The 19,811-nt window shown below is 70.9% G+C and carries 16 protein-coding genes; 8 read left to right on the top strand and 8 right to left on the bottom strand.

Features of this window, described 5'->3' with window-relative positions; all coding sequences use genetic code 11:
• Window positions 1-174: 174 nt before the first annotated feature.
• Genes WME90_RS14945 through WME90_RS14935 form a run of 3 tightly spaced genes read left to right on the top strand, consistent with a single transcriptional unit; the run spans window position 175 to window position 4,677 of the window.
• Window positions 175-1,476 carry a PEGA domain-containing protein gene (locus tag WME90_RS14945; RefSeq protein ID WP_437281781.1) on the top strand — a complete coding sequence of 434 codons (1,302 nt, stop codon included), beginning with the start codon at window positions 175-177 and terminating at the stop codon, window positions 1,474-1,476.
• A gap of 20 nt (window positions 1,477-1,496) precedes the next feature.
• Window positions 1,497-3,113, top strand: coding sequence for a hypothetical protein (locus WME90_RS14940; protein ID WP_437281780.1), 1,617 nt, complete (start codon window positions 1,497-1,499; stop codon window positions 3,111-3,113).
• Between the two features lie 37 nt (window positions 3,114-3,150).
• A complete protein-coding gene (locus tag WME90_RS14935; protein ID WP_437281779.1) occupies window positions 3,151-4,677 on the top strand; it encodes a hypothetical protein in 1,527 nt (508 codons plus the stop codon).
• Window positions 4,678-4,857: 180 nt separating this feature from the next.
• On the opposite strand, the gene WME90_RS14930 is transcribed toward WME90_RS14935, so the two are convergent.
• The 8 genes from WME90_RS14930 to WME90_RS14895 form a co-directional block, all read right to left on the bottom strand.
• The gene (locus tag WME90_RS14930; protein ID WP_437281778.1) at window positions 4,858-5,136 is read right to left on the bottom strand and encodes a hypothetical protein; all 279 of its coding nucleotides are present in this window, start codon (window positions 5,134-5,136) and stop codon (window positions 4,858-4,860) included.
• A gap of 381 nt (window positions 5,137-5,517) precedes the next feature.
• Window positions 5,518-5,799: a DUF6968 family protein gene (locus WME90_RS14925; protein WP_437283613.1), complete on the bottom strand. Its 282-nt coding sequence runs from the start codon at window positions 5,797-5,799 to the stop codon at window positions 5,518-5,520.
• A gap of 323 nt (window positions 5,800-6,122) precedes the next feature.
• Entirely contained in the window at window positions 6,123-6,410 is a 288-nt protein-coding gene (locus WME90_RS14920) for a hypothetical protein (RefSeq protein ID WP_437281777.1), read from the bottom strand.
• Between the two features lie 566 nt (window positions 6,411-6,976).
• Window positions 6,977-7,510: a hypothetical protein gene (locus tag WME90_RS14915; protein ID WP_437281776.1), complete on the bottom strand. Its 534-nt coding sequence runs from the start codon at window positions 7,508-7,510 to the stop codon at window positions 6,977-6,979.
• Window positions 7,511-8,991: 1,481 nt separating this feature from the next.
• Window positions 8,992-10,452 carry a serine/threonine-protein kinase gene (locus WME90_RS14910; protein ID WP_437281775.1) on the bottom strand — a complete coding sequence of 487 codons (1,461 nt, stop codon included), beginning with the start codon at window positions 10,450-10,452 and terminating at the stop codon, window positions 8,992-8,994.
• A 79-nt stretch (window positions 10,453-10,531) separates the two neighbouring features.
• Entirely contained in the window at window positions 10,532-12,703 is a 2,172-nt protein-coding gene (locus WME90_RS14905) for a DUF2169 domain-containing protein (RefSeq protein ID WP_437281774.1), read from the bottom strand.
• A 197-nt stretch (window positions 12,704-12,900) separates the two neighbouring features.
• A complete protein-coding gene (locus WME90_RS14900; RefSeq protein WP_437281773.1) occupies window positions 12,901-13,764 on the bottom strand; it encodes a hypothetical protein in 864 nt (287 codons plus the stop codon).
• Between the two features lie 9 nt (window positions 13,765-13,773).
• Window positions 13,774-15,390 (bottom strand): hypothetical protein, encoded by a 1,617-nt coding sequence (locus WME90_RS14895; protein ID WP_437281772.1) that lies wholly within the window; start codon window positions 15,388-15,390, stop codon window positions 13,774-13,776.
• A gap of 125 nt (window positions 15,391-15,515) precedes the next feature.
• Between WME90_RS14895 and argJ the strand changes: the two genes are divergently transcribed.
• The 5 genes from argJ to WME90_RS14870 all read left to right on the top strand — a co-directional run bounded on the left by argJ (window position 15,516) and on the right by WME90_RS14870 (window position 19,790).
• Entirely contained in the window at window positions 15,516-16,691 is a 1,176-nt protein-coding gene (gene argJ, locus WME90_RS14890) for a bifunctional glutamate N-acetyltransferase/amino-acid acetyltransferase ArgJ (protein WP_437281771.1), read from the top strand.
• A 307-nt stretch (window positions 16,692-16,998) separates the two neighbouring features.
• Window positions 16,999-17,862 carry a hypothetical protein gene (locus WME90_RS14885; protein ID WP_437281770.1) on the top strand — a complete coding sequence of 288 codons (864 nt, stop codon included), beginning with the start codon at window positions 16,999-17,001 and terminating at the stop codon, window positions 17,860-17,862.
• 191 nt (window positions 17,863-18,053) lie between these two features.
• On the top strand, window positions 18,054-18,650 hold the full coding sequence (locus tag WME90_RS14880) for an OmpH family outer membrane protein (protein WP_437281769.1): 597 nt from the start codon (window positions 18,054-18,056) through the stop codon (window positions 18,648-18,650).
• Window positions 18,651-18,691: 41 nt separating this feature from the next.
• Entirely contained in the window at window positions 18,692-19,159 is a 468-nt protein-coding gene (gene fabZ, locus WME90_RS14875; protein WP_437281768.1) for a 3-hydroxyacyl-ACP dehydratase FabZ, read from the top strand.
• Window positions 19,160-19,178: 19 nt separating this feature from the next.
• Entirely contained in the window at window positions 19,179-19,790 is a 612-nt protein-coding gene (locus tag WME90_RS14870; RefSeq protein WP_437281767.1) for a TlpA family protein disulfide reductase, read from the top strand.
• The last annotated feature ends 21 nt before the right edge of the window (window positions 19,791-19,811 follow it).

Below are 19,811 nucleotides of genomic sequence, written 5' to 3'. Positions count from 1 at the left end.
TCAAGGGTCCTCCCTTTCATTGCAGCCGCTTCGCCGTGCAGGCACCTGGCAAGATACAGTCACGCTGCGCGCGTGGGTTTGGGCTCGTTCATCGACCCCTGATTCGTTCACTCTTCTCGGAAAGCGACGATGTATCGACAATCGCTCAACCCGGCCCCCGGGTGATGAACCCTGGTGCCTGGCGACGTCATCGCGACGGGGATGCCCCACGGCGTGGGGCTGGCAAGGCCCCCTGAACCCTGGATACCAACGACATCATTACGGCCTCGCCTGACATTTTCTCACAAGAACGGGCCAGACCTTGCAGATTCCTCCCGGTTGACGCCGAACGGCGGGCGTCAGTACCGTGCCTGGATGCGTTATATCGCGCATTCGCTCTCTATTTTCCTCACGCTCGGGGCCGCGACAGGCGTCACCAGCTCGGCCAGCGCGAACGGCATCCAGCCGATGACGAAACCGAGCGGCAGTGCGTCGGTGAAGGACCACGTTCGCCGTGGTCAGAGAGCGCGCGCGGCGGGACAGTGGACCGAGGCACACGCTGCCTACAGGGCGGCTTTCGAGGCCGCAGACCCGGCGACCAGCGCCGACCGCGAGCGCGCGGAGATCGCCGGCGAGCTCGGCCTTTGCGAGGTCGCGCTTCACAGGTACCGCGACGCGGCCGAGCACCTCGCCAAGAGCCTCGAACAGCGCGAAGCGCTGCCGGAAGCGCTCCAGCGGCGATTCGAGGCGGGACTGCGCGAGGCAGCGAAGCACGTCGCGACGCTCGTGCTCGCGGCCGATCCGCCCGACGCCGAGGTGCTCATCGACGGCAAGCGCATCGGCCGGACCGCGCGGACCTACACGCTGTTCTTGGAGCCGGGCCAGCACATGGTGCGGGGCCGTGCCCCGGGCTGTCAGGACGCGCTGCACACGTTGCGCGCCGTGGCTGGCGCGGAGCACGAGTTCACGGTGCCGTTGCCATGTGCGGCGGCCAGCAGCGCCAAGGAGGCGAGCCGCGCCAAGGAGGCCGTGTCGACGACGCCGGCGCCCGTGCGTGCTTCGCCCGCTCCGCGCGCGCAGGCCCCCAGCCCTTGGGCATCGTGGCCGGGGACGCTGCGTATCGCGGGCATCGCCGCCGCGACAGGCGCCTTGCTCGGGGGCGGCATCTTCATGATCAGGGCTGACAAGCTTGATGGGGACCTGAGCGAGCGGCGCGACGGGCTGACGCGCGGTTCGACGTCGAGCTCGTCCATGTGCTGGCAAGCGCCGGAGGACTCCCCGTGTGCTGATCTTGTCCGGTTGCGAGACGCGCGCGACCTGTCCGCCGGCGTGGGGACTGGCCTGGTCATCGCGGGGGGTGTGATCGGGGCGCTGACCGCGGCGTCGTTCTTCACCGACTTCTCCTTCCCGGGGCGCACGCCGGCGCAGGGTCGGGTTCACATCGCGCCCGTGGCGACCGGGCGAGAGACCGGCGTGAGCATCGAGGGGCTGTGGTGAGGACATCGGGGGTAGCGGACATGCGTTCGATGAAAGGCCGGCGCGCGGCGATGGCCATCGTCGCCGTCGCGCTCTGCGCGTGCGGCGCGGGCACGCTGGCGGGGTGCGCTTACACCGATCTTTGCAGCGACGTGGCGGCATGCGTCCCCGATCCGGAGCCTCCGCCCGGTCTGTGCGAGGGCGAGCCCGGCACGGCGCCGGCGCTCGACGAGTGCGGCGTGTTCGTCAGCGAGCAGGGCGACGACACGAGCCCCGGCACGAAGGGCGCGCCGGTGAGGACGTTGCAGCACGCGATCGGGCTCGCCGCGCACGGGCGAGGTCGCGGCGAGGCGCCGACCCGGCGCGTGTACGCGTGCAGCGGGGAGTTCGCGGAGAAGATCGCGCTGCCCTCGGGGGTCGACCTCTGGGGCGGGCGCCTGTGTGACGGCGATTGGTCGTACGACGGGTCGTTCGGCGGACCGGATCACCCGACGATCATCGCTCCGCCGGTGGGGATCCCGCTGCGGGTGATCACGGGAGAAGCGGGCGCAACGTCCACGGTCTTCGGCGTGCGCGTCGAGGCGGCGGATGCGTCCGCGGACGATGGCAAGTCGTCGATCGCGATGATCCTGAGCGCCGGCGCCAGGGCGATCGTGCGGCAGAGCGGGATCTTCGCAGGCGACGGCAAGGATGGGGAGCCTGGCGAGGACGCGCCGAGCTTCCGCGCGAGCTCCGGCGTGGTGGGGAACGACGGCGTGGACGCCTGCACCACGGACGTGGCGCCGGGCGCCCTTCCGGTCGTGACCGTGTGCGACGATGGGATCGAGTCGAGGGGTGGCTACGGAGGCGACGGCGGCATCGAGACGGGTGGCGATGCTGCTTCAGGGCTGCCGAAACCGGTCGGGGATCCGCCCAACTTGGGCCTGGGTGGCTTCGGCGCGTCCAGCATGCCGTGCAAGCCAGGGGAGAGGGGCGCAGACGGCTCCCCTGCGGAGCGCGCTGCCGGCGCGCACGGAGCTGGCCTCCTGGACGTCGATGGATGGGTCGGCGTCCGCGGTAAAAACGGGGAGAAGGGCGGCGTCGGCCAGGGCGGCGGCGGGGGTGGCGGCGGCAAGGGGCGCGACGACATGAACGAGTGTCCGGCCGGTCGGCCCCAGGGCGGTGCGGCCGGCGGATCGGGGGGCAGCGGCGGCTGCGGGGGCAAAGGCGGCCAGGGGGGCGACTACGGCGGCGCGAGCATCGCGATCGTGGCACTGCCGGGGAGCGATCTCACGGTCGTGGACGGCAAGGTCCTCGGGGCCAAGGGCGGCGATGGCGGGGTCGGCGGAACGGGCCAGTGGGGAGGCGCTGGCGCCTACGGCGGCCGCGGCGGCAACGGTCTTGTGACCGACACGTCGCGAGGATGCGACGCCGGCGGTGGCGGCCACGGCGGTCGCGGGGGCGATGCCGGCGGCGGTCTCGGGGGCCACTCGCTCGGCATCGGCTCCGTGGGCGCCTCCGTGGCCATCTTGGAGCATGCGACGGTCTTGCCCGGACAAGGCGGCAAGGGAGGGCCCGGCGGCAACGCATCGACGGAAGACACGCTCGGCCAGGCGGACGACGGGATTACGCGGTTCTGGTACCAGTTCGATGCGCCAGACTCGGAGCCGCCTCGATGAACCGCCCTGTGCTGGCGGCACACGTGAGGACACGCCCATGAGGAAAACCACCGCTGCGACCTTCGTCCTCCTGTTGTCGCCGTGGGCGACTGGCTGCGGAACTGTGCCCGACGTGCTCGATGCTGGCGTGGCGCCTTGTGAAGGCACCTCGTGCCAGGACGAGCCGCCCCCGGAGTCGCTCTGCGTCGAGCACGTCGCCGCCGACATCCTCGACGACGGCTGTGGCGTGTTCGTCGCCGCAGAATACGGTGGGGGTGACGACAGGAACCCCGGCACGAAGGCGAAGCCGGTGTTCACGGTCGAGCGCGGCATCGAACTCGCGCGCGCGGGACGAGGGCGCGTGTTCATCTGCAACGACGGGTTCAGGGTGCGTGACGTCCGGGTGCCCTCCGGCGTGGATCTCCTCGGGGGCTTCGACTGCCGGAAATGGGTCCGCAGCGATCTACCCAAGCGGTCCTCGTTTTTTCACGAGCGGGTCCTCACTCCCATGGTGATCGTCGAGCCCGCGGGCCCGGAGGACAGGGGGGCCGCGGACGGGGTGTCGACGCTCGCCGACCTCTACGTCCAGAGCTGGACCCCGGTCGGCGTGCTCGCGCGGTCCAACACGGTAGTCGAGATCCTGCGGAGCGAGATCTCCGCCCGCGGAGGATGGGGAGGCAGCGATGGCGAGCAATGGCCGACCAAGCAACCGGACGCACCGGATGGCATGTTCGGTGGGGACGCGTGCTCGGCGGCCGTCGTCGCCGGCGGCCCTGCGGTCGTGAACCGATGCGAGAACGGGCTCACGAGCGTCGGCGGCAAGGGAGGGGACGGGCTGCCCGACAGCGCCGAGGATGGAGGCGACGGGGAGCCCGCCTACACTTCGCCTTCGCGCGGCGGTATCGGCGAGCGGGACAACCGCAGTTGCTCCATCGGATCCACGGGGGGCCCGGGGGCTCCGGGAACACAGGGCGCACCGGGCAAAGGCATCGGGCGCCTCACCGAGACAGGATGGGAGGGCGACACGGGCGGCGAGGGCACCTGGGGCACGCCGGGCCAGGGCGGCGGCGGCGGCGGCGGTCGCTGGGGTGGGCTCGCCCTGTGCGGCGTGGCATCCAAGGGAGGCCCAGGCGGAGGCTCGGGAGGGGCCGGCGGTTGCGGAGGCCGAGGAGGTCGCGGGGGAGCGAACGGACGTCCATCCATCGGCGTCCTCGCGCTTCACGCCCGGGTGACCGTGCGCGACACCAAGATCACGGCGGACTTTGGCGGCGATGGCGGCGACGGCGGGCCACCCCAGTACGCCGGCCGAGGCGGCAGAGGCGTTCGGGGCGGAGCGCTGGGGGATGGGTTCTACTCCTGTCTCGGCGGCCATGGCGGCGATGGTGGGCCCGGCGGCTATGGCGGCCCCGGGCGCGGCGGCGACTCGATCGGCATCGCCTACCTCGACGAGGACCAGCTCACGCTCGAGGGCGTCACCATCGAGACCGGACAGCCAGGCAAGGGCGGCACCAGCTGGGACCACGATGGCAGCATGACGGTGGGAGAGAGCGGCAACTCCGTCAAGACGCTTCGATTTCCTGAATAGGTGGATTGACGCTTGCCGCGGCGAGCTCTCCGGCTCGGCCCAGGGAGAGTCGCCGCGAGCCAGCACCGCCCGACGCCCGCAGGAAGGGGCAAGCGGACTCCGGCGCGGCCGCCGCGGTCCAGCGGCGCCTCGACGCCGAAGGGCGGCGCGGCGCGAGCTCGGACTCTCGCGGCCCAGACGTCAAGGCGGAAGGAGGAGGGGGGTCATGGTGCCGCCGTAATCCCTGACCTTGCCTCCCGCGAGCTGCCGAATGAAGCCAGCCGCACTCTCTATGGTGTTCAGCCAGTCAGCGCCCTTGAGGCGTACGTGATCATCGGTCTTGAACCCGAGCACGTCCACGGCCACGGACCACAGTCCGTCGGGATCCTCGCGGAGGTCGCCAACGCGGATCGTGATGGTCCGCGGAGCGCCTCCGTCCGAGGGCGTGAACACGGATGTCACCTCTATTGTTGCGTTCATCCATCCTCTCTCTTCATGACACAATCGGTGGCTCAAGCGTGCCGCCCTCATCTTCCGCTCGACCGCGGAGGTACTTGGACGCGAACCGAGCAGCCAGCTCCACAGCATGGAGCGGGTCCGCACCAGCCAGCGGTCGCTCAAATGCGATCTCCGCTCCCCACGCGATCGTTACACTGATGTCCCAAGGCGCGGGGTCGTCGACATCGCGCGCCGGCCTGACATCGGACAATCGCACAGCAACATCCCGAGAAGCATCACCATGAAACCGATATTTCAACTCGATCATGACCACCCGCAATCCCTGTCATGTTCTCGACCAGGCACCGAGCGCCGTGACCCCTCCGATACGCAGCATCCACCGCCGCAAATCTCCGCGCTTCTTCAGGGGGTCGCAGAAGAGGTCCCGAACCCGAGGTCATCCTCGCCAAGCCATCTTAACCTGGCTCCGGCGGGGGCAAGCGTGGCGAGGATGGGCGGTACGATCCAGCATGCTGCGAGAAATGCCTGGAGTTCGTCGACACCGTAAAAGTGACGAGAGTACGGTTCGTCGAATCCACTGATCTCAAGTAGCACACGGAAGTCTCCGCCCGGAAGGGGATCGGCCTCTGGAACCCCGATGCGAACAACGATGTCGTGGACGTCGCTCGATCCTGGCAGCGTCATTTCGAGGGTGCGCACCAGCGCCCTTGCAACCGCATGAGAACTCATTGTTCAGCCCTAGCACTTTTTCACGATTCCTGAGGTAGCGACTGATTCGGGCGCCACGTAGCGCGACGCTGGCGCGCTCCGAGCTCACCAGCGCCCCCGTCGATCCCGCGGCCGCCCCCCGGCATGCTCGACCAAGCCGACGGCGACCTCGATCCGGCCGCGTGCTCGCGAACCTCACCCCGGCCATGCTGAAGAGCTCGCCGGCCACATGGCCGAGCTCGACCACCGCCCCGAGCGCGCGGCACCGAGCATTGGTGTCCACCATCGCGTCCACTCGCTCAAGTTCCCCATGTCGTGTTCCAAATGGGTGGGTCGAGGGTTCCGCCGCCCGCGTTCTCGACCTTGTCGTTGACCCTCCGAGCGATGAACTGGGCACCATCCACGATCGCCTGTGTCCAGTCCACCTGTTTTAGCCGAACCGTGTCATCATCCTTGAACCCGAGAATTTCCACGGCAACAGACCACGAAGCGCCATCGGAATCGAGCCGCACATCACTGATTCGAAGCGTGATGGTCCGCTTCGGACTACCGTCCACTGGGGTAAATATCGTGGTCAGCTCAAGCATTGGACCTCACTTGCAGCTATCCTCGCATCTGCGAAGACACTTGGAATATTCCGCATTACACTTCGCGCGACACGTTGACGCAGGATCGCGTTTTGTGCAGTCCTCATGACAACCGTCGTGAATTGCATCACAGTTCAGCTTGCAGCGCTCCTTGCAATCCCCATTCGCGCCATTCACCCACCGGCACGGGCCGCACGACTGCACTCCCGAGCCGAGGTGCACCCCGTTGGCATATTCACATCGTTCCTTGGCTTCGTCCAGGCTCGCATGGTGGCCCTGGTAGAGCGTGGTGCAGGTACCTGCCTCACCCCTGTTCTTGCACTGAACTGAATCCGCCTTCCACGTCACCGTGCACTCGGCGAGCTCTGAGCCGCCGCTGCACGGATCCTCGTCGTAGCCGGTGTGATTCTGCGGCTGGAGAGGGACATACCCGAAGCCTCCGACCCCGCCCGTGGGGGTGATGATGCTCCCACCGGCCCCCTCCTTTCCATCACCCCGGACGTAGCACTCTCCCATGTCGAAGTTGCACCCCGTGAGACCGAGCACCAGAAGAACGATCCGCCTCTTCATCTTGACTCTCCCCCGAACCTCCAGATGGGCCCAGCCGTGACCATCAAGATCATGCTGCCAGGAAGGACACGGCTGCTCCCGCCAGCCCAGTCCACGTTGACGCTCGTGGAGGCCCCCAGGCGCCCGGCGAAGTACCAGTCGGACTGGGCGCGGCCGCCCGGAGCAACCCCCATCACGCGGTCGCAGATCACGGCGCCGCACACCCGCATCATGTAGATCGACAGCGACGGTCCGAGGCTGACGTTGCCCGTCTTCGTGGTATACCCGAGCGTCACCGCCGTCCGATCGTAGACTCCGAGGCCTGCCCCTGGAACGACGCTGAGCACGTTGTGGACTTCGATCCGGAAGTCGCCCGTCCTGCGCCACAGCCACCCGATGAAGGGGCTCACGGCGAGCTTGGGCTCGGTCCCGACCTGAATCCCACCGACGCTGACACCGCCGCTGAACTCGAGCGCCAGCGCCGGCGCAGGGGCGGCGACGAAAGTACAAGCACAGAGCAGGCCGACCTTGCCGTGGAAGCGCGTCGACATGTGAAGGCTCCTGGCCGAGCCGCGACACGCGGTGTGGGACACCCGCCATTCTTCCCGGTAGGGTTCGGGCGTCAAATAGAAACTCGGCGAGTGATCCGAAGAGACAGGAGTCGACCCGTCCTGGGCGTACGTTGGTATGCTGGCAGTGATGTGATGGGAGTCTTCTTCAGCCGAGTGGTCGGCGAACAGCGAGCGTCCAGAAATCCGCGGCACCGCCGCGATCTCGTTTGACGCTGGCGGCAGTGGATCGCATCGATGGGAGCTCTTCGCGAGCGGCGCTCGCCGGTTGGGCCGGCTCGGGGCCAATCCGGTAGGGATTCGTGACGGGCGAGCTTAGGGCGACTCCTGCGTGTACTCTGCCGCTCCGCGTGACGAGAGAGCCAAGCCCTCCGCGTCGCCCGAAGCTCGCTTCTTCGAGGCCTTCGTGACCTTGGATGACGTGGCCGTGGATGATGCCTTCGGTGCTATGATGGAGATACGCCTCCTTGCTGGGGCCAGCGCCCCTCCGCTTGGGAGGCCAAACGATCGATGAGGGTATCGAGCGACAAAGGCGCTGACCGGGAGAGGTTGCGCAGGGTACGGACGGCGCTGCACAGGGGGCGGCCTTGGCTGCGCAGGAAAGGCAACAATCGTGCGTAAGACGAGGCCGAAACTGCGCAGGACAGCCGGAAGCACCGCTCAGGAGGCGGCAGAGGCTGCGCAGGACAGCCGGAAGCGCCGCTCAGGAGGCGGCAGAGGCTGCGCAGGACAGCCGGAAGCGCCGCTCAGGAAGACGCCGAGGCTGCGCAGGACAGCCGGAAGCGCCGCTCAGGAAGACGCCGAGGCTGCGCAGGACAGCCGCCGGCGCTGCGCAGGAAGGCGCCGAGGCTGCGCAGGAGCGCCGCCGGCGCTGCGCAGGAAGGCGCCGAGGCTGCGCAGGAGCGCCGCCGGCGCTGCGCAGGAAGACGCCGAGGCTGCGCAGGAGCGCCGCCGGCGCTGCGCAGGAAGACGCCGAGGCTCGCAGGAGCGCCGCCGGCGCTGCGCAGGAAGACGCCGAGGCTGCGCAGGAGCGGCCAACGGTGACAAAGGACACAAAAATGGACGCTCAGGAGGGCGCCTGAGCTGCCCAGGAGCCACGCGACCGTGAGCAAGGACACCCGTGCAACGGCGCAGGAGGGTAGCCGAGCCGTCATCAAGCGTCATCGCCCGCCCCCGCCTGAGCGGGCGCGCGCCGACGGCTCACGAGCGCGGCGCCTAGCTCTCTCTTGCTCCGCCCCCACGTGAGGCCCGCGAGGAGGGGGCACGTCGCGCGGGGTGGGCACGGGCAGTTGTTTGAGCCCCGATTACGTCGTGTGTCCGGCGTGCGCAGCACGACGGGCACACGACGTCCCAGGCGAGTTCTGCCCGTGCCTGCCCCGCGCGACGTGCCCCCTCCTCGCGGGCCGGCCACCTCGGCACCCGCTCCCAGGCGACGCGCATTCACGCCTCGCGAGGGAGCTCGCTCAGAGCGCCGGTCCCTCCCGGAGGACGATCGTCACGTGCGACAGCCCGGTCCCGCCGAGGAGCATCGCCTTCACGAGGAACTCGACCATCGTGTCGAGGCACTCGGCAGGAGCGAACCCCGCCCTCCCCGCCCCCAGCAGCGGCAGCGCCATGCTCCGGAGCTTCATCGTGTCCGCGTGATAGAAGCACCCTTCGAGCAGCCGCAGGATGAGGTCGCGCGTCGGCCTGTAGGTCGCCACGTGATCCCAGTCGAGCGTGATCGCGTGGAACACGAACCTCGCGTTCAGCCTGCCGGCGGAGCTGACCACCACGCCGCCGTGACGCACGGGCACGTACTTGCGCGTCTCCATGTGGCACACGCCCCCGCTCGCGTGGTTCAGGGCGAGCGCCACGCCGCCCGACATGGTGAGCTGCCCGTCGTCCGCGCTCACGAGCGCGTCGGCCGACACGCCCGCGATGTTCGCGCGCACGATCGAGAGCGTCCTGTCCCCGTGGAACTGGAAGGCCGTGACCGGCCCCCCAGGGCCGCCCGACAGGAGGTTGGACCGGAAGCGCTTGTACTGCTCCATGTACATGCGGAGCGTCAGGTCGTGCGGATCCCCCCAGCGGGTGCTCTGGGCGCCCATGAGGGCGGTGTCGATCTCCTCGAAGGACTGGAAGCGGTCCTTCGGATCCTTGGCGAGGCAGCGCTCGAGGACGGCCTGCACGTCCTCGTCGAGCTCGGGCCGGAGCGCCCGCGGCCGGGCGGGGATGTCCTGCCGGTGCGCGAGCAGGAGCGGCAAGAGCTCCTGCTCCTCGAACGGCCGCTGCCCCGTGGCCGCGTGGTAGAACGACGCGCCATAGCTGTAGATGTCGGCGCGCGTGTCGCTCTCCTGCGGGCTCCACGCCTGCTCCGGCGCCATGTAGAACGGCGTCCCCAGCACCGTCCCCATCGCCGTGAGGGGCTGCTCGCGCAGCGCCGAGGGCCCCGTCGTGGCGGTCAGGCGCGCGAGGCCGAAGTCCGCGACCTTCAGCTCTCCTGACGGCGCGATAAGCATGTTCGACGGCTTCAGGTCGCGGTGCATCACCCCGAGCTCCGTCGCGGCGGCCATCCCCCGCGCCGCGTGGACCATGTAGCGCCGCAGATCGTCGAGCGGCAGCGGCCCATCCTGGAGCCGCGCGGCCAGCGACGGGCCGCCGACGTACTCCATCACCATGAACGGCGACCGGCTCGAGAGGAAGCCGAAGTCGTAGCAGCCCACCACGTGCGGCGACTTGATGAGCGCCGAGATGCGCGCCTCGCGCAGCATCCGCTCCCCGGCGTTCGGATCCGTGTGCCCGGTGAGCACCTTGATCGCCACGACCCGCGCGAGCGCCAGGTGGCGCGCGCGGAAGACGGCGCCCATCGAGCCCACGCCGAGCAGCCCCTCCACGCTGTACCGGCCCGCGAGCTCCTTGCCCAGCGTCGACGCGTCGATCATGAACGGACCATCGCTTCCACCAGCGATGATGTTCGGAACCCCGCGCGCCGCGGTCAAGGGGCACGGCGGGCAACGGCGATCAGACGGCGTGCGCGGTGGGAACGACGCCCTGCGCGCGCTGGCGCGGCGCCTCGCGGAGCCTCGCGATCTCGGCCTCGACCCGTGCTCTGAGGCGTGGATCTTCGGCGAGCCGCCTGGCCCAGAGCCGCTTCATGCGCGCCCACACGGTGCGTCGGAGCTCGCGCTCGCCGAGCGCCGCGCCGCCGCCGCTGCGCTCGGTCGCCACGATCAGCCGGGCGTAATCGGCCGCGTGCAGCGCGCCGCGGACGGCTTCCCACGCGCCGACATACGCTGCGTCGAACCTGTCGCGGAGCGCCCGCTCGCAGCGCCTGGCCTCCTCCGCCATCGACTCCCGCCATCGCCGCTCGGCCTCTGCCCAGCGCGCCTCCGACAGGCCGTGCGCCCGGAGCACGTCGGCGCGGGGGACCGGCTTCTCGGCGAGCTCCGCCGTGACGATCGCGCACCGCTCGAGGCTCACCTCGTCGCCATCGCCGAGCGGCGAGAGCGGCGCCGAGGGAGATTCGCCCTCGCGGCGGAGGACATGAAAGAAGCGGGACGCGGCCGGTCGCTCGGGCTCGCGCGCGAGGACGCCCGAGGCCGGGGCAGCGCAGGACGAGGCCTCGGCGGGCGGCGGCAGCGCCTCGACCGGCGGCGGCACGATGGCGACTGGCAGCGGCAGCACCTCGGCGGGCGGCGGCGGAGCCTCCTCGAGCGCGAGGGTCGCGAGCCCCGTGGACGGGCCGGGCGCCGGCTCAGCGAGCGCGCCGGACCAGGGCGCGCCGGGGATCGGCGCCCCGAGCTCGAGGCGAGGCCGCGCCGACGGCCTCGGATCGACGAAGAACGGGATCGCTGGCCGCTCGCCGACGAGCACCTCGTCCTCGCTCGACAGGGCGATCGTCGCGCTCGCGGCCGCGTCGACCTGCGGTCGCGCGGGCTCGGGCGGGCGCTCCCTCGCCGAGCCCGGCTCGGGCGCAAACGGAAGCGCCGGCGCGCGCAGCGCCGCCGCGCCCTGCTCCTCGGAGAGCGCGATCGTCTCCTGAGGCGACGGGCGCTGGAGGATGTCGATGATCTCGATCTCGTCGTCCGAGAGGTGGATCGTGCACCCCGGATCCCCGTCCCGCAGGATCGCCGGGCGAAGCGCGTCGGGCACGTCCTCGATGTGCACGGTCCCTTGCGGGCCGATCCGGGGCGCAGGTTGCTCCCCTCCGTCGACGCTGGAGGCTCGCCCGACGCGCAGCTCGGGCCACGCGAGCTCCTCACCGCCGACCGCGACGCCCGCGGCGATCCGCACGGCCGCGAGGGCGTCGTCGTCGGGGACGGGGACGATCTGGCGCCACACGACCGTACAGCGCTGCTCGGCGCCGTCGATGCGCAGCGTGTCGGCGTTGAGCTCGATCACGTCGCCCCCTGCCGCAGGAGGCGTGGGGAGCCCCTGGATCCGCGCCACGCCGCGCGCTCGGGGCAGGCGCATCTCCAGCCGGCGAGCGGCCGGGTGCAGGTTCTCGAGCACGATCCACTCGTCGCCGCGCAGATAATCGATCCGCTGGTCCGGGGGCGCTGCCTGGAAGTACGACCAGTCGAAGCCGGCGGGGATCTCCGCGTTCGGGCCCTCGAGCGTCTCGCGCCGCGTCTTGCCGAGCAGCCGCTTGCGCACCGGCCAGGCGCGCGCGATCGGGCCGAACCCCGCGGGCCTCGTGGGGTCCCGCGGATCGAGGACGCCGGCCTCGCCGTCGCTCGCGTCGACGCCGAAGGGGTTCTCCCACCCGCTCGCGCCGCGCGCCGCCCTCTCGTACACGACGGGCATCCGCTGGAACGGCTTCTTGTCACGGACGAGGAGGCGCTTGTCGAGCGCGCAGCCGCTCGCGCCGAAGACCGCGAGCCGCACCGGCAAGGACGCGACGTAGTCCCCGTCAGGCGCGTGCGCGTCGCCCGTGAAGAGCACGTCGGCGCGGCCCAGGTAGGGCGCGAGGTCGCCGGTGAACCGCACGCTCCGCGCGGGGTTCTTGCCGTGATGGAGCTCGGCGCGGAGGATCTCCTGCGGCTCCGTCCGCCACATGGCCGCGCCGGGCGTGAACGCGAAGCTCGCCTTGACGATGATCGTGATGTAGCGCTGGCCCTGCGTGCGCCACGAGACGGCGGCGGCCTCGGCGCCCGGGAGCGACGCCACGGCGTCGGGGGGGAGCGCGCTCACGGCCGCGCGCTCCGGCAGCTGCTACGGACCAGGCTCGCCTCGTCGTCGCCCATGGCTTCGAGACAAGGAAGTACTCGCTGGTCGTGACGGGCGTGTTGCAACCCGGTGATCCGCGTGTGGATCCGGCGCCCGGGTGGCCTCCGGCCCCGGCCCCGGCAGCGCGCGGCGCGCGGCGGCGCGGGGCCAGGGGACGCCGCTCAGCCGCCGCACGGGTTCGCCCGGCATGCCCGGACGAAGCCTATCTCGCTCTGCCCCGCCTCGATCCGCTCGATCCACCAGTCGAGCCCCGGGTAGGCGGCCCGGATGGACGCCGCCGCCTCCGCGAAGCGCGCCGTGTCTCCCCGCGCGGCGTAGATCTCGGCGCGGAGCGCGTGGGCCTCCGGCTCGTAGACGCCGCGGAGCACGTCGAGGATGGCCGGGTCCACGTCGCCGAGCGGCTGCGGCCCGTACATCAGATAACGCAGGATGCGGTCGAAGCGGAGCGGATCGTCCGGCTCCACGCGGCCCGTGAGCTCCGCGCCGCTGTCCTCCGGAGGGAGGCTCGTCCAGCGGCCCCAGGAGCCCACGCGGGCGGCCTCGGGCGCGAGGCGCCCGAGCTCGCGCTGCTCCTCGGGGCTCGGCGCCGCGAGCTCGATCGGCACCGGCGCGCTCTCCGCGCGGTCCGGCGGCCCGACGTAGACGATCGCCAGCGTGTACCGCCCGGGATCGAGCCCCGCCGGGAGGTACGACGAGACGTCGATCAGCATGCGCCTGCACTCGCCCGGGCACAGGCGGAACACCGGCGTGCCGTGCTCAGGGAGCACGACCGGCGAGGGCTCGGTCCTCGCGACCTCCTCGCCGGTGCCCGCCCGAGCGAGGCGGATGCCGATCGCGCCGGCGTTGCCCGCCCAGCTCGGGCGCGGCAACCGCAGGATGCAGGCCAGAGGGCGGTCAGCGCACAGCGTGATGGCCACGTGCAGGGGAAAGCCGAGCACGTAGCGGCGATCGTGATCGAGCGAGCGGAGCGAGAGCCCAGGCGGACCGACCGGGTCCCCGGCGCTTCGCGCGTGTTCATCGGACATGACAGCCCCTCATCTCCATCGAAGTCCCCTGTTGTTCTCGAGGCGCACGCGTCGAGTCTCCTTCACGTGGCGCCCGCACAGGTCGTTGCCGACCTTCCCGTCGGTCCCAGGGATGAGCTGCTGGTCGGCGTCCACCATCCAGTGGGACCGATAGTTCATGCAACACGTCGTCTGGCGCGGGCTCCGGTAATCGAAATAGCCGCACTTGTGCGGCATCCCGAAGGCGTGCGTGAGCTCGTGGACGATGGTGTGGAGCGTTCCTTGCTCGTAGCCGCGCCGGGGCAGCGCCCGCTCGGGGTCCCACCACGCCCTGTGATGGGTGAACAGGATGGTCCTGCCGGCGAAGTACCTCGCCGGCCCGATGTCGATCGTGGGGCTCATGCCGACGACGTAGGCGCCCCCTGGACCCTGCACGTCGGCCTCGACGCTCTCGGGGATCCCGTAGCCCGGGGGCTCCCACGCCCCGTCCCTGCGGCGGGCCCGAGGGAAGAAGAAGAGGCGATTCTCGTACGCGTGCGCCAGCGACCCGTCGCCCGCGGTGAACTGGCTCTGGATGTCGTGCGGCGCGAGCCAGAGGCGGGTCCGCGGCGGGTCGGCGAGGATGGCCGCGCTCGCGACCCCGAAGCCCATCTGCCAGTCGTCCCAGCGGAACGAGACGTAGCTAGCGTCCGGGTGGGCGCCAGGGATCTCCACGTACTCGCCGCGCCGCTCGCCCTCGCCGCCGTCCAGGATCGTGACGCTCCCGGAGAACAGCACCTCGGCGGGCGCATCGGGCACGGGGTGCGGCTCGAGCGCGGCGATCAGGCAGAACCAGCCCGGATCCCCGGCGTGCTCGAAATGCTCGCTCACGAAGCGCGAGGCCATCTCGCCGAGCGTGCCCGCGTCGAGCGCCATGCGCTGCAGGTCCTCGATCACGCGCGCCTCGGTGAAGTCGAGCTGGGCGAAGACGGGCTCGAAGTGCCTCGGCACCTGCTCCACGGGCAGCGGGAGCGCGCTCTCCATCCGGATGTACTCGACGTCGATCCGGCGCCAGAGCGTCATGATCCCGGTCTCGTCGGCGGCGCCTTCCGCGAGGCCCTCGGCGTGGATCTCGGCGCGGACGATCAGGTTGTCGCCGGCGATATCGGTCATGTGGCGCCGGATCGTGCTCCGCCCCTCCACGATCGCCGTGCTCGCCGTGGTCTCCGTCGCGTCGGACAGCGGGTAACCCTCCACCTCCTCCCAGCCAGGGCTCGTGTCCTCCGTCCCCTCGTTGTCCTCGGCGATCGGCCCCAGGTAGGCTCCTGCAGCGTTGTAATCGTTCTCGTCGAGGGTGGGCGCGGAGGCCGGGTGCACCTCCGGGCGCTCGTTGAACGGGTCGTCAGGATCGCGCGCGCTCCAGCGGATCCGCGCGCCCTGGGGGAGCTCGCCGTCCGGGCTCGTCACCTCCGCCGTGATCTCGATGAGCTGTGTATTCCTCGTCCATCGCCCGTCGAGATCTCGATTGATGTAGACGCGTCCCTGGTTGTCGAGGCTCTTGTATCCTGGGCTGTACCCCGCCGCGCGCGTCGTGCCTGGCGGCGCCGAGCTGTCTGGAGAGCCCGGGGAATACAGCCCTTTGATATCGACAATCCTGACGGCGATCATCGCGACGAAGCATTGCAAATGCCGCGCTCAGCCCGCCCGCCTCCCGACGTGTCACCCGCCGCGGCGCGCGCCCTCAGGTTGTCGCTTTCTCCCGGCGCGCGTTCGTGCGTAGACTCCGCGCCCTCATGAGCTTCGAGCCAGTTGCAGGTTTTCGCTTCGGCGCCGTCAGCGCCGGGATCCGGAAAGATGGGCGCATCGACGTCGCGCTCGCGGTGGCCGATCAGCCGGCGGTCGTGGCCGGCATGTTCACGCGGAATGTGGTGCGCGCGGCGCCCGTGGACATCGCCATGCAGCGCGTCCGGTCGGGGCGCGCCCGCGCCGTCGTCGCCAACAGCGGGTGCGCGAACGCCTGCACGGGCGAGGCGGGCTGGAAGGCCGCCCTCGATACGACGCGCGCCGTCGCCGAGTCCATCGGCGCCTCGGAGGACGAGGTGCTCCCCGCCTCGACCGGCGTCATCGGCGCCGTCCTGCCCGCGCACCGGATCATCGAGCGTGTCCCCGAGCTGACGGCGCGCCTGTCACCGAAGGGCTACCTCGATTTCGCCCAGGCGATCTGCACGACCGACCGGTGGCCGAAGCTCGCGCAGCGCAAGCTCGGCGCCGGCGCGACGCTGCTCGGCATCGGCAAGGGCGCCGGGATGATCCACCCCGACGTGGGCCCGCCCCACGCGACGATGCTCGTCTTCCTGTTCACCGACGCGGTGCTCGATCCCGGCGAAGCGAGCGACGCGCTGGCGGCCTCGTGTGATGTGACGTTCAACGCGTGCAGCGTCGACGGGGACACCAGCACCAACGACACGGTGCTCCTCCTGTCCTCCGGCGCATCGCAGCGCCGCGCCTCGCGCGACGAGCTCTCGGCGGGGCTCACCGAGGTGTGCGGCGAGCTCGCGCGCTCGATGGTGGCCGACGGCGAGGGCAGCACGCACGTCGCCGAGATCCGCGTCCGCGGGCTCTCGACGCGCGACGCGGCGCGCGCCGTGGCGCGCACGGTGGCCACGTCGATGCTCGTGAAGACCGCGCTGTTCGGCAAGGACGCCAACTGGGGGCGGCTGCTGGCCGCCGCGGGGCGCGCCGGCGTGCCGTTCAACCCGAGCGAGGCCCAGATCCTCGTCGGCGGAATCCCGATCGTGCGGAACGGCGCGCCGGTCGGGGCGGAGGCCGAGCTCAAGGCGAACGAGGTGCTCGCGCGCGACACCTACGTCATCGAGCTCGTGCTCGGCAGCGGCCCCGGCGACTTCGCCTACCTCACCAGCGATCTCGGGCACGGCTACGTCGACGTGAACGCCGGGTACCGCTCGTGATCCTCGCGGGGCGACCGGCCGGGCAGCTCGCGACGAGCGCGCCTCTGGCTTCGCCCTGACCGGAAGCGCCTGCCGCGGCGCTCCCCCGGCCCCGAGCCTCGGCCGTCCCCGTCTCACGGCGCGCGACCCCGCGGACGAGTGAACCTCGCGCGACGAGCGCAGGTGAACGCAGGTTCACAACACGAGCGCCTCGCCGGGCTTCCGGGCCGTCCGCTCCGGCCGCCCCGTGGCACGCTGCGTGTTAGTGCGCGGCATGGTAGTCGTGCGGGAAGGCCGCGCCGGTGCCGGCCGCCGCTGGAGGACTTCGATGCTTCTTCATTCCCCCCTTGCGAAGATCCTGGGCCGAGGCGCGCTGTTCCTGATGATCGCCGCGACCGCGACGGGCTGCGGCGGCTGTGGCGATGCTTCGCTCCAGTGCGACCAGGATGGCGAGAACTGCTTCCTCTGCGACGGCTACGGGTGTCGCCCGGTGGAGCCCCACATCGACCCCGGCACCGGGGGTCGGGGCGGCGCGGGTCAGGCGAGCACCGGCGAGGGGGGCGCGGGCCAGGGCGGCGCGGAGGCCGACTGCGACGCTGAGCTCACCACGTGTCCCTGCGACGGCGACAGCGCGTGCGAGGACGGCACGCGGTGCGTCGACGGGCTCTGCATCGCGGCGTGCGAGTTCAGCTACGAGTGCGGCGCGGGCAGGGTGTGCGTGAACGGCGAGTGCGCTGACGGTTGCTCCGACGCCGCGCCCTGCGCCGAGCCCGGCACGCGCTGCGACCGCGGGGTCTGCGTCCCCGACCCCGCGAACCCCGAGTGCAGCGACGCGGCCCCGTGCGAGGGCGGCGCGCTCTGCGTCGACGGCGCCTGCACCACCGGCTGCGCGACGCACGCGGACTGCGCGCCCGGCGAGGTGTGCAACGCGGTCACCGGCGCGTGCATGGACGACCCCTCGCCGCAGCCCGGCTGCGGCGCCACGTCCTGCGCCGCCCAGGGCCAGGAGTGCATGGACGACGGCTACTGCCACTACCCGTGCGAGGCCGCGCGGGCCTGCCAGCTCATCGACAGCCGCTTCGTCCGCTGCGAGGACGGCTTCTGCAAGACGCGGGAGGAGGTCGCTCCGGAGTGCTCGCTCGACGAGCCTTGCCCCGACGGCAAGGACTGCATCTCGGGCGAGTGCCTCTGATCCTCGGGCGGAGGCCGAGCCCGTCCCCTCGCACCGACGCTCCGCCGTGACGGGCGGCAATCAACCGCGACGAACCGCACCAGACGACGTCGCCGGACAGGAACGGGCGAGGGGCCACCCCGCCCCCTCACCTCCCGCGGTCCCGCCCCGCACACCTTGACCGTCCGTCACGTGGCAGGTAATCGCCTCCAATGGTCGCCCGCTCTCCTGTCCATCGGCCCGCGCCGCTCTTCGTCCGGATCGCCCGCGCCGCCGTCGTGTCGCTCGCCCTCGCCCTGCCGAGCGTCGCCGCCGCCGAGACCCGGATCGCCGTCGTCGACGTGCAGCACGCCGTCATGCAGACGGAGGACGGTATCCGGGCGCAGGCCACGCTGAAGAAGCTCTTCGACCGGCGTCAGCAGGAGCTCGACGCGAAGCAGACCGAGCTCCAGCGGGCGCGCGAGGACATCGAGAAGCAGTCGCGCGTGCTCTCGCGCGAGTCGCTCCAGAAGCGGATGGAGGACTGGCAGCGCCAGATGGTCGAGCTCCAGACCGTGTTCGTCGACTACAACAAGGAGCTCCAGAAGAAGCAGGGCGAGCTCACCGGGCCCATCCTCAAGAAGATGATGATCATCGTCGCCCGGATCGCGAAGAAGTCCGGTTACGAGATCATCTTCGACAAGCAGGCGGCCCCGTACGTCCGCGCCGATCTCGATCTGACGGAGCAGGTCATCCAGCTCTACAACACCGGCGGTGGCGAGGACGACGCGAGCGGCGACAAGGCGGAGAAGAAGGACGACGCGAAGTAGCGCGCCGCCCGCGCGTCCCACGCCGCGGAAAGGAGCCGGCCTTGCCTGACCGAACCCAAGCGCCCGTCACGCTCGACATCCATCAGATCCTGTCGATCCTGCCGCACCGCTACCCCCTGGTGATGGTCGACCGCGTGACGGAGATCACCCCCAACAAGAGCATCCGCGGCTACAAGTGCGTCGCTTACAACGAGCCCTGGTTTCAGGGGCACTTCCCCCAGCGGCCGATCATGCCCGGGGTGCTGATCCTGGAGTCGCTCACCCAGCTCGGCGGCATCCTCGCCTATGCGTCCGACCCGTTCGACGCCAAGGCGAACCTCATGTTCTTCCTCGGCCTCGACAAGGCGAAGTTCCGCCACACCGTGACGCCCGGCGATCGGCTCGATCTCTACGCCGAGGTGCTGCACCATCGCTCGAACGTCTGGAAGCTCCGCGGCGAGGCGAGCGTCGATGGGACGCTCTGCGCCGAGGGGGAGATGCTCGCTTCCATCGTCGATCGCGAGCCCTGATCGGAGGGGAGATCCCGTCATGCGCCCGAGCCCGTCGCCGTCGTTCACCCGGTTCCTCGCGGCCCTCTGCGCCTCGCTCGCCCTCTCGCTCGCGGGCGGCTGCGGCGGCGCCGCGCCCGCGGCTCCCCCGGCGCCCGAGACGGGCGGCGGCCTGATCGGCTCGGCGGCGCCCGAGCTCGCGGCCGAGGTCGTGAGCGGCGAGGGGCCGTCCACGCTCAAGGACGCGCGCGGCAAGGTGGCGATCGTCGATTTCTGGGCGACCTACTGCCGCCCCTGCAGAAAATCGTTCCCCAAGTACCAGCAGCTCGTCGACCGGTTCGGCGGCGAGCTCGCCGTGCTCGCCGTCTCCCTCGACGCGCCCGAAGACGTCTCGAAGGAGCAGCTCACGGCGTTCGCGGACGAGGCGGGGGTCAGGTTCAAGATCCTCTGGGACAAGGACCAGAGCGCGGAGAAGGCGTACAAGCCGCGGAGGATGCCGACCGCGTTCGTCGTCGATCGGGGCGGCGTCGTGCGCCATATCCACGCAGGCTACGAGGACGGCGAAGAGGACAAGATCTCCCGGGAGATCGAGGCGCTGCTCGGCCCGGCGGCGGCTCCGCCGCCTGCCGACGGCGGTCGCCGATCCCCTTGAGGTTCCCGAGGAGGCGACGCT

Origin of the sequence: Sorangium sp. So ce375 (assembly GCF_051473855.1) — a bacterium.
Taxonomy (GTDB): domain Bacteria; phylum Myxococcota_A; class Polyangia; order Polyangiales; family Polyangiaceae; genus Sorangium.
This window is presented reverse-complemented; position numbering and strand designations above follow the sequence as displayed.

Bases quoted from the DNA above. Each gene is read 5' to 3' on its own strand.
- WME90_RS14940 (WP_437281780.1), top strand. From the start codon at position 1,497: ATGCGTTCGATGAAAGGCCGGCGCGCGGCGATGGCCATCGTCGCCGTC.
- WME90_RS14935 (WP_437281779.1), top strand. From the start codon at position 3,151: ATGAGGAAAACCACCGCTGCGACCTTCGTCCTCCTGTTGTCGCCGTGG.
- WME90_RS14930 (WP_437281778.1), bottom strand. From the start codon at position 5,136: ATGAACGCAACAATAGAGGTGACATCCGTGTTCACGCCCTCGGACGGA.
- WME90_RS14925 (WP_437283613.1), bottom strand. From the start codon at position 5,799: ATGACGCTGCCAGGATCGAGCGACGTCCACGACATCGTTGTTCGCATC.
- WME90_RS14920 (WP_437281777.1), bottom strand. From the start codon at position 6,410: ATGCTTGAGCTGACCACGATATTTACCCCAGTGGACGGTAGTCCGAAG.
- WME90_RS14915 (WP_437281776.1), bottom strand. From the start codon at position 7,510: ATGTCGACGCGCTTCCACGGCAAGGTCGGCCTGCTCTGTGCTTGTACT.
- WME90_RS14910 (WP_437281775.1), bottom strand. From the start codon at position 10,452: ATGATCGACGCGTCGACGCTGGGCAAGGAGCTCGCGGGCCGGTACAGC.
- WME90_RS14900 (WP_437281773.1), bottom strand. From the start codon at position 13,764: ATGTCCGATGAACACGCGCGAAGCGCCGGGGACCCGGTCGGTCCGCCT.
- WME90_RS14895 (WP_437281772.1), bottom strand. From the start codon at position 15,390: ATGATCGCCGTCAGGATTGTCGATATCAAAGGGCTGTATTCCCCGGGC.
- argJ (WP_437281771.1), top strand. From the start codon at position 15,516: ATGAGCTTCGAGCCAGTTGCAGGTTTTCGCTTCGGCGCCGTCAGCGCC.
- WME90_RS14885 (WP_437281770.1), top strand. From the start codon at position 16,999: ATGCTTCTTCATTCCCCCCTTGCGAAGATCCTGGGCCGAGGCGCGCTG.
- WME90_RS14880 (WP_437281769.1), top strand. From the start codon at position 18,054: ATGGTCGCCCGCTCTCCTGTCCATCGGCCCGCGCCGCTCTTCGTCCGG.
- WME90_RS14870 (WP_437281767.1), top strand. From the start codon at position 19,179: ATGCGCCCGAGCCCGTCGCCGTCGTTCACCCGGTTCCTCGCGGCCCTC.